Here is a 12099-nt window from a genome sequence, read left to right as displayed (position 1 = left end):
TCAGAGGTGTGAAACAGGAAGCGTTACGCCGGGTTGCAGGTAGTGTTCCCAGCGCAGCAAGCAATCGGTGAGCGTCAATTCGCGATTAAGGCCCGTCACGTTTAATAACTGTTGACGGCATGCGCAGATTTCCTGCGCCAGGGTTCGCAATCTGGCTCCGGTAAGGTCCCGCGCCAGAAGACTGACCAACGGCACAACGTCCGCATTGGTCAGGCGGGTGATATGTTGGTTCACTTTCAGCGCATCAAGCATCAGCGTCGCCAGCCAGTGCAGGCGCGAGGCGACATCTTCGTGATTCAGTACCGGCAGAAGCGATAGCCAGTCACGGCGGGTTAACGCATTTTCCAGCCCCTGACAGAGCTGCTGGCGAGCTGCCGAGGCGTCGGTCTGCAAAAGCTGAAGCGCCGCGGCTGGCGCGTTACCGCTCAGGCGCAGCGCCGTCAGCAGCATTTCTTGTGACGCCGCCACTTCCCGCGCCAGCCAGGCCAGCGCGTATGGCTCCGTGGGCGGTGCAAGGTGATGCATCCGGCAGCGGCTGCGCAAGGTGGCCAGCAGATGCACAGGTTCACGACAGGCCAGCAAGAACCAGGTATTCGCTGGCGGCTCTTCCAGCGTTTTCAGCAGCGCATTGGCGGCCGCATCGGTCAGTAGCGTCGCGTCGCTTAACCAGACCACTTTTGCCCCGCCCAACCGCGCGTGTTCATACAGCTTTTCACTCAGTTCGCGAACCGCATCAATACCGAGCGAGCTTTTGCCTTTTTCCGGAGCCAGCGCGTAATAATCCGGATGCGTTCCCGCCTGCATTAACTGGCAGCTGTGGCACTGGCCGCAGCTTTTATGTCCCTCCGGGCGCTGGCACATCAAATAGCGACTGATGGCATACATCAGCGACTCCGCGCCCATCCCCGGCAAGGCGTGGATCAGTAATGCATGATGGCCGCGCCCGGCCTGATAGCTGGCGACCAGCGATTCTAAATGCGGGCGCAACCATGGATACCATTTCATGCCACCTGCTCCCTGACCCAGGCAATAATGGTGTCACGGATATCGCTCATCACCTTCTCCAGCGGTTGTGTCGCATCGATAGTGCGAATACTGGCATCCTGCGCCGCCAGTTCCAGATAGCGCGCGCGGGTACGGTTGAAAAAGTTCAGCGACTCCTGCTCAATGCGATCCAGTTCACCGCGGGCACGGGCGCGTTTAAGTCCCACTTCAGGCGTGACATCAAGATACAGAGTGAGGTCCGGGCGAAAATCGCCCAGCACCGCATCGCGCAGAGTGGCCAGCATCGTACGGTCAACGCCTCGTCCTCCTCCCTGATAAGCCTGGGTGGAGAGATCGTGACGGTCGCCGATAACCCACTGCCCGTTCGCTAGTGCCGGTTTTATTACCGTCTCAACCAGCTGAACGCGGGCCGCGTAGAACATCAGCACTTCGGCTTTAACATCAATTTTTTCATCGCCCGTAGACTGAATGTCCAGCACCAGACTGCGCAGTTTCTCAGCCAGAATCGTACCGCCGGGCTCACGGGTAAACAGCAGGTCGCTGATACCCTGCTGTTGCAACGTTTGCACCACGACGTCACGCGCGGTGGTTTTCCCCGCGCCTTCCAGCCCTTCAATGACGATATATTTACTGCGCATTTTTTTCCTTAAGTGCTTTCAGGTAGTCCTGCACTGAGCGGTTGTGGCTGGCAAGGTTGGTATTAAACGTATGCCCGCCTTTCCCGTCGGCAACAAAATAAAGATACGGCGTTTTTTCCGGATGCGCCGCGGCATTAAGCGACGCTTCGCCCGGCACGGCAATAGGTCCCGGCGGCAATCCCGCGATGACATAAGTATTATACGCGGTTGGCATCTCCAGATCTTTACGCGTCAGATTGCCACGATAACTTTCCCCCATGCCATAGATGACGGTCGGATCGGTTTGCAGCCGCATTCCGATACGTAAACGGTTGATAAATACCGAGGCGACCCTGGTGCGCTCACTGGCAACGGCAGTCTCTTTTTCAATGATCGAAGCCATGGTCACCATCTGGTTTTTATCCGCGTAGGGTAGATCGTCAATTCGCCCTTCCCAGGCTTTATCAATGGCGGCCACCATTTTAGTATGTGCGCGCTTAAGGAGTGCCACGTCCGTGGTATTGGCGGTATACATCCAGGTATCCGGCCAGAACCAGCCCTCGACCCAGTCCGCATGCTCCATATTTAATGCCGCGGCGACGGTGGCGTAGCTGTCGTCTTTCAGCGTATGTTTAATATAGGGCGCGTCGCGAAGCTGGCGCAGGTAATCGCTGACGCGCATCCCCTCCACCAGACGTAGCGGAAACTGGGCCTCTTTACCGCTTTCCAGCAGTTTCAGCATCTCGCGAACGTTCATCCCCGGCGTCAAACGGTAGGTCCCCGCTTTAAAGTGCGAAAGCTCCGGCTCAAGGCGCAGCAGCCACTGGAAGACGCGCGGACGGTTAATGATTTTCTCTTTATAAAGCTGTTCGCCCAGCGCCAGTCGGCCCGTGCCTGCTTTGAGAGTGAAGATAGTTTCTTCTTTGATAAGCAATTTACTGTCCGCCAGATGGCGAACTTTCCACATACCCACTCCCGCCGCAATACCCAACACAACCAGTAACAGGAGAATAAAACGCAACATTTTCTTCATGATGTAATCGATGGCTCACAACGTGGGGCTAAAAATTGATAAAGCTCGCGCGACGACCAGACGGTATCTTCCCAGCGACGAACCGGCACCAGCGGCATCAGCGCGTTGCAAATAATGACTTCATCGGCTTCGTGCAGCGCCGTAACCGGTGCCTCTGATTCGACGACGTGATAGGCCGATGCAACCAGATGATCGAGACAGCGTTGACGCATGATCCCTGCCACGCCGGCATTGTCGAGACGCGGGGTAAAGACCTGCTGTCCTTTACGCCAGAACACATTGGCGGCACAGCATTCCGTTAACCACCCCTCGCTGTCAAGCACCAGCGCCTCGTCAGCCGCTGTCTGCTCAAGATGCGTGCGAATAAGCACCTGCTCAAGGCGATTAAGATGTTTTAACCCGGCCAGATGCGGATTGCGCCCCAGCCGTATCGGACTGAGGGTTAGCGTAATACCTTCTTCGCGCCAGCGGGCAAAGTGGGCAGGATAATCGGAAACAGAGAGAAGGCGCGTCGGGCTGTGGCATGCAGCGGCGCTGTAACCACGTCCACCCGTTCCCCGACTGATAATCACTTTAAGTACGCCATCGCCCTTTACCGCGGCAAGCTGCTGCATTTCCTGAACCAGCAAGTCCCATTGCTGAAACGGGATCCACAGCCGTTCGCAGGCGACGCGCAATCGCTGCACGTGAGCATCAAAGTGCGCAATGCAGCCCGCGGCGATCCTCGCGGTGGTAAAGCAGCCATCGCCATACTGCGTTGCCCGGTCTGCCGCCGCTAAGGTGTTCTGTTCACAGCCATTAATCAAGAACATAAAGGCTCCTTTTTGGCCGGACAGTTTGGCAGGATGATTGACGAAGAACAAGCGGAGAAAACTGAATTGAAAAGGCCCACCGAAGCGGGCCTTTAAGAGGAAGCGCTAGCGTTCCATTAAATCTTTTTGAAGATTAACGAACCGTTAGTCCCGCCAAAGCCGAAGGAGTTACACAGCGCGTACTCCAGTCCGCTGACCTGACGGGCTTCGTGTGGAACGAAATCCAGGTCGCAACCTTCATCCGGGTTATCCAGGTTGATGGTTGGCGGGATCGCCTGATCGCGCAGCGCAAGGATGGAGTAGATAGATTCTACTGCACCTGCGGCACCTAACAGGTGGCCGGTCATGGATTTGGTCGAGCTCACCATGACGCGACGTGCTGCATCACCGAAGACCGTTTTCACTGCCTGAGTTTCAGCTTTGTCGCCAGCGGGTGTAGACGTACCGTGCGCGTTCACGTAGCCGATCTGGCTTGCGTCAATGCCCGCATCGCGAATAGCGTTCGCCATCGCCAGTGCGGCACCTTCGCCATTTTCCGGCGGTGACGTCATGTGATACGCATCGCTGCTCATACCGAAACCAACGATTTCCGCATAAATCTTCGCGCCGCGTTTTTTCGCGTGCTCATACTCTTCAAGAACGATAAGGCCAGCACCGTCACCAAGTACAAAACCGTCACGGTCTTTGTCCCACGGACGGCTTGCCGCCTGCGGGTCATCGTTGCGAGTAGACAACGCGCGCGCTGCGCCAAAACCACCCACGCCCAGCGGCGTACTGGCTTTTTCAGCCCCACCTGCCAGCATGGCGTCAGCGTCGCCATAAGCGATCATCCGCGCGGCCTGGCCGATGTTATGCACGCCGGAAGTACAGGCGGTAGCAATAGAAATGCTTGGACCACGAAGGCCGAACATGATGGTCAAATGACCCGCCACCATGTTAACAATTGTAGACGGCACGAAGAACGGGCTGATCTTACGCGGACCGCCGTTCACCAACGAGGTGTGGTTATCTTCGATAAGACCGAGACCACCAATACCAGAACCGATAGCGGCACCGATACGTGTTGCGTTCTCTTCCGTTACAACAAGGCCAGAATCCTGCATGGCCTGCCAGCCTGCAACAATTCCATATTGAATGAAGGCATCCATCTTGCGCTGTTCTTTGCGCGAGATAATGTCGTCACAGTTAAAATCCTTTACTAAGCCAGCAAATTTCGTTGCATAGGCGCTAGTATCGAAATGGTCGATCAGGCTGATGCCACTCTGACCGGCAAGGAGAGCTTTCCAGGTAGACTCTACGGTATTGCCGACAGGAGACAACATGCCCAGTCCGGTCACAACTACACGACGCTTAGACACGGTTGTCCTCCAGGGAGGGAAAAAAAAAGTGCCAGATAAAACTCAGGCGGTCGAACGACCGCCTGGAGATGTTCACTTACGCCTGGTGGCCGTTGATATAATCAATGGCAGCCTGAACGGTAGTGATTTTCTCAGCTTCTTCGTCCGGAATCTCAGTATCAAACTCTTCTTCCAGAGCCATTACCAGCTCAACGGTGTCAAGAGAATCTGCGCCCAGGTCTTCAACGAAGGAAGCATTGTTGGTCACTTCTTCCTGCTTAACGCCCAACTGTTCGCCGATAATTTTCTTAACGCGTTCTTCGATAGTGCTCATACTCTTAAATTTCCTATCAAAACTCGCTTTCGCGATGGTTTTCGTAGTGTATAAAATGTTGAAAAATTTGCAACTAAATCCCGGCAGTTCTTACCACGATTTTACGCTATTTTGCGGGTGAACCCCTCAATAACGCAAACTATTTTGCACCTGATTATGCTCTAAAACGTGCGGTTTGCGCGGTTCCTGAGCATTTCAGGCGTATCGTGGTTAAACCATATACATTCCGCCGTTGACGTGCAGAGTTTCACCAGAGATGTAACCTGCTTCATCAGACGCTAAGAATGCAACCGCGCTGGCAATCTCTTTTGCATCACCAAGACGACCCGCCGGAACTTGCGCCAGAATACCCGCACGCTGCTCATCAGAGAGCGCACGCGTCATGTCCGTTTCAATAAAGCCCGGAGCAACAACGTTTACAGTAATCCCGCGGGACGCGACTTCACGCGCCAGCGATTTACTGAAGCCAATCAGACCCGCTTTTGCCGCAGCATAGTTGGCCTGACCTGCATTTCCCATGGTTCCAACGACAGAACCGATGGTGATGATACGCCCATGACGCTTTTTCATCATAGCGCGCAATACTGCTTTTGACAGACGGAAAACCGATGAAAGATTGGTTTCCAGGATCTCATTCCATTCGTCATCTTTCATGCGCATTAACAGGTTATCACGCGTGATGCCGGCATTATTCACCAGAATATCGACTTCACCAAACTCTGCGCGAATATTTCCCAGCACAGATTCGATAGATGCAGGATCGGTCACATTCAGCATCAAACCTTTACCGTTGCTGCCCAGATAGTCGCTGATCGCCTGTGCACCATTCTCACTGGTCGCGGTACCGATCACTTTTGCACCGCGTGCAACGAGAGTTTCAGCAATTGCGCGGCCAATGCCACGGCTTGCGCCCGTTACGAGTGCGACTTTTCCTTCAAAACTCATGATATTCCTCTTTTTATTGTGCAATCGCCGCTGACAGCGCTTCCGGCTCGTTAAGCGCCGATGCGGTCAGGGTGTCAACAATACGTTTGGTCAGGCCGGTCAACACCTTGCCTGGACCGACTTCATAGAGGTGTTCAACGCCCTGTGAAGCCATAAATTCTACGCTTTTCGTCCACTGTACCGGGCTGTAGAGCTGGCGAACCAGCGCATCGCGGATGGCATTCGGCGCGGTTTCGCACTTAACGTCAACGTTGTTGACGACGGGCACGGACGGCGCGTTAAAAGTGATGTTCTTCAGTTCGGCCGCCAGTTTTTCTGCGGCGGGTTTCATCAGCGCACAGTGAGACGGAACGCTGACAGGCAGCGGCAGCGCACGCTTTGCTCCGGCAGCTTTACAGGCTGCGCCAGCGCGCTCAACGGCGTCTTTATGCCCGGCAATAACCACCTGGCCCGGCGAGTTATAGTTTACCGGAGAGACAACTTCACCCTGCGCTGATTCTTCACAGGCTTTAGCAATCGCCGCATCGTCAAGGCCAATGATGGCAGACATCGCGCCGGTACCCGCCGGTACGGCTTCCTGCATAAACTTACCGCGCAGTTCAACCAGACGTACCGCGTCAGCGAAATCAATCACGCCCGCACAGACCAGCGCCGAATATTCACCCAGGCTATGACCTGCCATCAGCGCCGGCGTTTTGCCGCCCTGCTGCTGCCATGCGCGATACAGTGCAACCGAGGCTGCCAGTAGCGCAGGCTGCGTCTGCCACGTTTTGTTCAGTTCTTCTGCGGGCCCTTGCTGGGTCAGTGCCCAGAGATCGTAACCCAGCGCCGCAGAGGCTTCGTGAAATGTCTCTTCAATAACCGGATGAGCAGCGGCCATATCAGCCAGCATCCCAACGGTCTGCGAGCCCTGTCCCGGAAAAACGAATGCAAATTGCGTCATGTTATTATCCTTATTTAGAAACGAACCAGCGCCGAACCCCAGGTGAAACCACCGCCGAAGGCTTCCAGTAGCACCAGTTGTCCCGCCTTGATGCGCCCATCGCGCACGGCTTCATCAAGCGCACAAGGCACGGAGGCGGCCGACGTGTTGCCATGGCGATCAAGGGTCACTACCACGTTGTCCATCGACATACCGAGCTTTTTCGCGGTCGCGCTAATGATGCGCAGGTTAGCCTGATGCGGCACCAGCCAGTCCAGCTGCGAGCGGTCCAGATTATTGGCTTCCAGTGTTTCATCAACGATGTGCGCCAGTTCCGTGACCGCGACCTTAAAGACTTCATTTCCGGTCATCGTCAGGTAAGTGGAATTTTCCGGATGCACACGATCGAGGTTTGGCAGCCTCAACAGCTCACCGTAGCGGCCATCAGCATGAAGATGGGTAGAAATAATCCCCTGTTCTTCAGACGCGCTCAGCACTACAGCACCCGCACCGTCACCAAAGATAATGATGGTACCGCGATCGGTGGGATCGCAGGTACGTGCCAGCACGTCAGAACCAATCACCAGCGCGTGTTTCACCGCGCCGGATTTTACATACTGATCGGCCACGCTCAGTGCATAGGTAAAACCTGCGCAGGCGGCGCCAATATCAAAAGCCGGGCAGCCTTTGATCTCCAGCATGTTCTGGATCTGACAGGCCGCGCTTGGAAACGCATGGCTTGCCGAGGTGGTGGCAACAATAATCAGTTCGATCTGTTCGGCGTCAACGCCCGCCATCTCAAGCGCACGTTTTGCAGCTTCAAAGCCCATTGTGGCAACGGTCTCATTCGGCCCGGCGATACGGCGTTCACGAATACCTGTACGGGTGACAATCCACTCGTCAGACGTGTCGACCATTTTTTCCAGATCGGCGTTAGTTCGCACTTGTTCGGGCAGATAGCTGCCGGTACCCATAATCTTCGTATGCATGTACGCTCAGTCACTTTTTGCTAATACAGATTCCAGGCGAGCGGCAATCCGCTGGGGGACTTGTCGCTGCACCGCCTGCACTGCCTGTTCAATCGCCACGCTAAAGGCTCGCTGATTGGCAGCACCATGACTCTTAATCACCGTGCCGCGTAATCCTAACAGACAGGCACCATTATACTGGTCGGGGTTGAGGTGACTGAATCGCCTTGTCAGGCTTTTTTGTAACCAGTGTTTTAATAACCACAGCCACCACGACCTTTTTTTACCTTCACCCTGAGACTTCAGCAGCGAAAGAAACATTCTTACAACACCTTCCATGGTCTTTAATGTGACATTGCCTGTGAATCCGTCGCAGACCATAACATCGGTCTTCCCGGTCAACAGTTCATTGGCTTCAAGATAGCCAATATAGTTGATCGAGGGCACTTTTTTCAGCAGTTCGGACGCCTGGCGAATATTATCAAGTCCTTTGACTTCTTCTTCACCAATATTCAGCAACGCCACGCGAGGCTGAGTGATACCGATGACCTCTTCTGCCAGCACGGCACCCATCACGGCAAACTGCGCCAGCATTTTACTGTCGCAGTCTACGTTAGCTCCCAGATCGAGCACCACCGTTTTTCCCTTCTGCTGGTGAGGGAGGATAGTCACCAGCGCCGGGCGCTCAATACCGTCGATCGGCTTGAGCAGTAATTTCGCCAGCCCCATCAGCGCACCGGTATTGCCCGCGCTGACGCAGGCTTCGGCACGACCTTCTTTCACCAGCTCCAGCGCAATGCGCATGGAACTGCCCCGGCTGTTACGCACAGCCTGAGAGGGACGAGCATCACTGGCAATAACTGACTGCGCAGGAATAACCTGCAGACGCGAACGTTGTTCAAAGTCAGCTCTGGCAAGTAATGGCGTGATAGCGTCGGGATCGCCGACCAGGAGGAGTGAGAGTTGCGAATTAAAGTTCAGTGCCTGCAAAGCTGCAGGCACTGTCACGGAAGGGCCAAAATCGCCCCCCATGACATCTAACGCCAGGGTCAGATGAGTCAAGGTATCGTCGCTGCCCGGTTTGGTTATCCCCGTCTGCACGGGGAATTCCTCACTAAGCTTCACCACGCTTCTACTCTTCGTCTTTCACGCTACCGCAACGGCAACGCGAAAGTCGTTGAGTATCGCGTGATTACTTAGCGATGACCTTGCGGCCACGGTAGAAACCGTCGGCAGTCATGTGGTGACGCAGGTGGGATTCACCAGACGCTTTGTCTACAGACAGGCTGGTAACTGCGGTCAGAGCGTCATGAGAGCGACGCATGCCACGTTTGGAACGGGTTGGTTTATTTTGTTGTACGGCCATGGACCTTACTCCTTAATTACGGCTTCTCCCCGCGCTCGCGGGAAACACCTATTACTTACGCTTTAAGCTGGCTAATACGGCAAATGGATTTGGTTTTTGTGCCTCTTCAGGCAGTTCGCCAAAGACCATGTCCGCGTCGGACACTTCACAGTGTTCAGAATCATGCACCGGAACTACCGGCAAGGAGAGGATGATTTCATCTTCAACCATCGCCAGCAGATCGATTTCACCGAAATCGTTAACCTCAATCGGTTCATACGCTTCCGGGAGTGCTTCAGCCTGTTCGTCGGAACGGACCGGACTGAAACAATACGTTGTGTGAACGTGATGAATAAACGGTTTCCCGCAACGCTGACATTCGAGCGTTACCGTGACCTTTGCATCGCCGGTAATCACCGCGAGGCGCTGGTTGTCGATAGCGAACGACATCGTGCATTCTACATCACTATCCACACTGACTACAGACGCGGCGACACGCTCTGCCTGATCGGGAGCATAAATGCCCTGGTAATCGAGGCGTTTTTGAGCCGTACGAACCGGGTCAAGAGTCAGGGGTAATTTTACCTTTTGCATAGGGCGCGCATATTAACTTTGTAACGTCATAGAGTCAAAGAAAAAGGCAACCTCAGGATGCCTTTTGCCAATAATTCGCACACATTGCGGCCTTTAGTTTAAAATGAGGCCATCCGATACGCTATATCTGAATGAAAAAATATATGACCCGTCTTATTCTTGCTTCTACGTCGCCCTGGCGGCGTATGCTCCTTGAAAAGCTTGGCCTGACCTTTGAATGTGCCGCGCCGGACACCGATGAAACGCCGCTGCCTGGCGAAACGCCGCGCCATCTGGTGCTGCGTCTGGCGCAGGCTAAAGCACAGTCGCTGGCCGAACGTTTTCCTCAGCATCTGATCATTGGTTCGGATCAGGTATGCGTACTGGACGGTGAAATAGCCGGTAAACCGTTAACCGAAGAACGTGCACGACGACAATTAATGCAGGCCAGTGGCAATATCGTCACCTTTTATACCGGGCTGGCACTTTATAATTCGGCGACCGGACATTTACAAACTGAATGTGAGCCGTTTGATGTTCATTTTCGTCATCTGAGTGAGCAGGAAATTGGTGACTATTTACGCAAAGAAAATCCCCTTCAGTGCGCGGGCAGTTTTAAAAGCGAAGGGTTAGGGATTGCGCTGTTTGAAAGGCTGGAGGGACGCGATCCTAATACGCTGGTCGGGTTGCCGCTGATTGCACTGTGTCAGATGCTGCGCCGGGAAGAGATGAACCCGCTGTTGAGATAAAAGAACTGCGGCTATGGTGGTGATATCCGGCTGCGGTGCACTATCTGCCGGATGGCGGCTTCGCCTTATCCGGCCTACAAATGGCGGTATTGTTCGGCTTTGTACCGTGCGGCTGAGACTTGATCGTAGGCCCGGTAAGCGCAGCGCCTCCGGGCATGGCGACACCGGGCTTACTTCGCGTTACGCAATACCTGCAAACACCGCTTTAGCTCATCATCCAGCGGCGCTTCAATACGCAACACCTCTCCCGTGGCAGGATGGGTAAACTTCAGCGCTGCCGCGTGCAGGAACAGACGGTTAAGGCCGGTTCCCGCCAGTTGCTTATCAAACTCACGGTCGCCATAGCGATCGTCAAAGGCAATCGGATGGCCCGCATGTAACGTATGCACGCGGATCTGGTGTGTACGCCCGGTCACCGGGCTACAGCGCACCAGCGTGGCATGTTCGTAACGTTCTTCCACCTTGAATCGCGTTTCGGACGGCTTGCCTTCCTGATTCACCCGCACAATACGCTCACCGCTTTGCAAAATATTTTTCAGCAGCGGAGCCTGAACGACTTTCATATGCGACTGCCACTGACCGCGTACCAGCGCCAGATAATCCTTCTGCATGCCTTTTTCGCGCAGTTGCTCATGCAGTGAACGCAGCGCCGAGCGCTTTTTGGCAACCAGCAGCACGCCGGAGGTGTCGCGGTCCAGACGGTGTACCAGCTCAAGGAAGCGCGCTTCCGGGCGCAGGGCTCGCAGACCTTCAATCACGCCAAAACTCAGACCGCTACCGCCGTGTACCGCCATTCCCGAGGGTTTATTGAGCACCAGAATATGCTCATCCTCATAAAGGATGACATCCGTCAGCGCGGCTACTTTTTGCAGGCGCGGCGAGACGGCCGCTTCTTCACGTTCAGCAACGCGCACCGGAGGGATACGAATTTCGTCCCCCGCTTCCAGTTTGTACTCAGGCTTAATGCGCTTCTTATTCACCCGCACTTCGCCTTTACGCAGAATGCGGTAAATCATGCTTTTTGGCACCCCTTTTAACTGGGTGCGCAAAAAGTTGTCGATTCGTTGCCCGGCTTCGTCAGCGGTAATGGCAACCATTTTTACGGATGGATTCTCATTTTTCATAGTCGGCGATTTTAAATAGCCATCCTCATTAGCGCCACTCATTTTTCTGTGCTTATATTTAACATCATCCGATCTCATCGGGTTTACATGATGTTGGTGTGGTTGTTATTAGAACAATCTGACCCTGACGTGTAAAAACTGTGAGTAACCGGGTGATAAAAGGTAAAAGCCAGCTTGCTATAATAAGGTTAGCAATGGAATAATGATGCCGTTTTCCGTGTTGAATCTTGTTAAGCCAAGGAATTTTGCGGAATTACCAGTTTTGTCTGTCCGGTCATCAACGCAGCAATGGCGTAAGACGTATTGGCCTTTCAGACAGTTAGCGGGCTACGGGT

At 54.3% G+C, this 12099-nt stretch carries 14 protein-coding genes; 1 reads left to right on the top strand and 13 read right to left on the bottom strand.

All coding sequences use genetic code 11. From position 1 onward, the window contains the following. The 12 genes from holB to yceD all read right to left on the bottom strand — a co-directional run bounded on the left by holB (window position 1) and on the right by yceD (window position 9912). On the bottom strand, window positions 1–1005 hold the full coding sequence (holB, locus tag P0H77_RS09480) for a DNA polymerase III subunit delta' (RefSeq protein WP_276164658.1): 1005 nt from the start codon (window positions 1003–1005) through the stop codon (window positions 1–3). Further along, entirely contained in the window at window positions 1002–1643 is a 642-nt protein-coding gene (gene tmk / locus P0H77_RS09475) for a dTMP kinase (RefSeq protein WP_276164657.1), read from the bottom strand. The genes holB and tmk overlap by 4 nt, the downstream gene beginning before the upstream one ends. Beyond that, the gene (gene yceG, locus P0H77_RS09470) at window positions 1633–2655 is read right to left on the bottom strand and encodes a cell division protein YceG (protein WP_276164656.1); all 1023 of its coding nucleotides are present in this window, start codon (window positions 2653–2655) and stop codon (window positions 1633–1635) included. Before yceG ends, tmk begins: the two co-directional genes overlap by 11 nt. After that, window positions 2652–3467, bottom strand: a complete 816-nt coding sequence (gene pabC, locus P0H77_RS09465; RefSeq protein WP_276164655.1) for an aminodeoxychorismate lyase — start codon at window positions 3465–3467, stop codon at window positions 2652–2654. The genes yceG and pabC overlap by 4 nt, the downstream gene beginning before the upstream one ends. A gap of 116 nt (window positions 3468–3583) precedes the next feature. Then, window positions 3584–4825 (bottom strand): beta-ketoacyl-ACP synthase II, encoded by a 1242-nt coding sequence (gene fabF / locus P0H77_RS09460; protein ID WP_276164654.1) that lies wholly within the window; start codon window positions 4823–4825, stop codon window positions 3584–3586. A 76-nt stretch (window positions 4826–4901) separates the two neighbouring features. Then, complete coding sequence (gene acpP, locus P0H77_RS09455; RefSeq protein WP_000103754.1) at window positions 4902–5138, bottom strand: acyl carrier protein; 237 nt, start codon at window positions 5136–5138, stop codon at window positions 4902–4904. Between the two features lie 210 nt (window positions 5139–5348). Next, window positions 5349–6083: a 3-oxoacyl-ACP reductase FabG gene (gene fabG / locus P0H77_RS09450; RefSeq protein ID WP_276164621.1), complete on the bottom strand. Its 735-nt coding sequence runs from the start codon at window positions 6081–6083 to the stop codon at window positions 5349–5351. A gap of 13 nt (window positions 6084–6096) precedes the next feature. Beyond that, entirely contained in the window at window positions 6097–7026 is a 930-nt protein-coding gene (fabD, locus tag P0H77_RS09445; RefSeq protein ID WP_276164620.1) for an ACP S-malonyltransferase, read from the bottom strand. A gap of 14 nt (window positions 7027–7040) precedes the next feature. Further along, on the bottom strand, window positions 7041–7994 hold the full coding sequence (locus P0H77_RS09440) for a beta-ketoacyl-ACP synthase III (RefSeq protein WP_276164619.1): 954 nt from the start codon (window positions 7992–7994) through the stop codon (window positions 7041–7043). Between the two features lie 6 nt (window positions 7995–8000). Further along, window positions 8001–9035 (bottom strand): phosphate acyltransferase PlsX, encoded by a 1035-nt coding sequence (gene plsX / locus P0H77_RS09435; RefSeq protein WP_276165087.1) that lies wholly within the window; start codon window positions 9033–9035, stop codon window positions 8001–8003. 130 nt (window positions 9036–9165) lie between these two features. Further along, the gene (gene rpmF / locus P0H77_RS09430; RefSeq protein ID WP_049840331.1) at window positions 9166–9339 is read right to left on the bottom strand and encodes a 50S ribosomal protein L32; all 174 of its coding nucleotides are present in this window, start codon (window positions 9337–9339) and stop codon (window positions 9166–9168) included. A gap of 51 nt (window positions 9340–9390) precedes the next feature. Further along, window positions 9391–9912 carry a 23S rRNA accumulation protein YceD gene (gene yceD / locus P0H77_RS09425; protein ID WP_276164618.1) on the bottom strand — a complete coding sequence of 174 codons (522 nt, stop codon included), beginning with the start codon at window positions 9910–9912 and terminating at the stop codon, window positions 9391–9393. Window positions 9913–10055: 143 nt separating this feature from the next. Between yceD and P0H77_RS09420 the strand changes: the two genes are divergently transcribed. After that, window positions 10056–10640, top strand: coding sequence for a nucleoside triphosphate pyrophosphatase (locus P0H77_RS09420; RefSeq protein ID WP_276164617.1), 585 nt, complete (start codon window positions 10056–10058; stop codon window positions 10638–10640). Between the two features lie 170 nt (window positions 10641–10810). On the opposite strand, the gene rluC is transcribed toward P0H77_RS09420, so the two are convergent. Further along, a complete protein-coding gene (gene rluC / locus P0H77_RS09415; protein ID WP_276165086.1) occupies window positions 10811–11764 on the bottom strand; it encodes a 23S rRNA pseudouridine(955/2504/2580) synthase RluC in 954 nt (317 codons plus the stop codon). Window positions 11765–12099 lie beyond the last annotated feature (335 nt).

The sequence above is a fragment of the Superficieibacter sp. HKU1 genome (assembly GCF_029319185.1).
Lineage (GTDB): Bacteria > Pseudomonadota > Gammaproteobacteria > Enterobacterales > Enterobacteriaceae > Superficieibacter.
Note: the sequence above shows the minus strand (reverse complement) of the source record. Positions and strands in the feature narration are given on the sequence as shown.

Excerpts from the sequence above, each read along its gene's own strand:
- yceG (WP_276164656.1), bottom strand. The coding sequence starts at position 2,655 with ATGAAGAAAATGTTGCGTTTTATTCTCCTGTTACTGGTTGTGTTGGGT.
- acpP (WP_000103754.1), bottom strand. The coding sequence starts at position 5,138 with ATGAGCACTATCGAAGAACGCGTTAAGAAAATTATCGGCGAACAGTTG.
- holB (WP_276164658.1), bottom strand. The coding sequence starts at position 1,005 with ATGAAATGGTATCCATGGTTGCGCCCGCATTTAGAATCGCTGGTCGCC.
- rpmF (WP_049840331.1), bottom strand. The coding sequence starts at position 9,339 with ATGGCCGTACAACAAAATAAACCAACCCGTTCCAAACGTGGCATGCGT.
- tmk (WP_276164657.1), bottom strand. The coding sequence starts at position 1,643 with ATGCGCAGTAAATATATCGTCATTGAAGGGCTGGAAGGCGCGGGGAAA.
- yceD (WP_276164618.1), bottom strand. The coding sequence starts at position 9,912 with ATGCAAAAGGTAAAATTACCCCTGACTCTTGACCCGGTTCGTACGGCT.
- rluC (WP_276165086.1), bottom strand. The coding sequence starts at position 11,764 with ATGAAAAATGAGAATCCATCCGTAAAAATGGTTGCCATTACCGCTGAC.
- fabD (WP_276164620.1), bottom strand. The coding sequence starts at position 7,026 with ATGACGCAATTTGCATTCGTTTTTCCGGGACAGGGCTCGCAGACCGTT.
- P0H77_RS09420 (WP_276164617.1), top strand. The coding sequence starts at position 10,056 with ATGACCCGTCTTATTCTTGCTTCTACGTCGCCCTGGCGGCGTATGCTC.
- P0H77_RS09440 (WP_276164619.1), bottom strand. The coding sequence starts at position 7,994 with ATGCATACGAAGATTATGGGTACCGGCAGCTATCTGCCCGAACAAGTG.
- pabC (WP_276164655.1), bottom strand. The coding sequence starts at position 3,467 with ATGTTCTTGATTAATGGCTGTGAACAGAACACCTTAGCGGCGGCAGAC.
- fabG (WP_276164621.1), bottom strand. The coding sequence starts at position 6,083 with ATGAGTTTTGAAGGAAAAGTCGCACTCGTAACGGGCGCAAGCCGTGGC.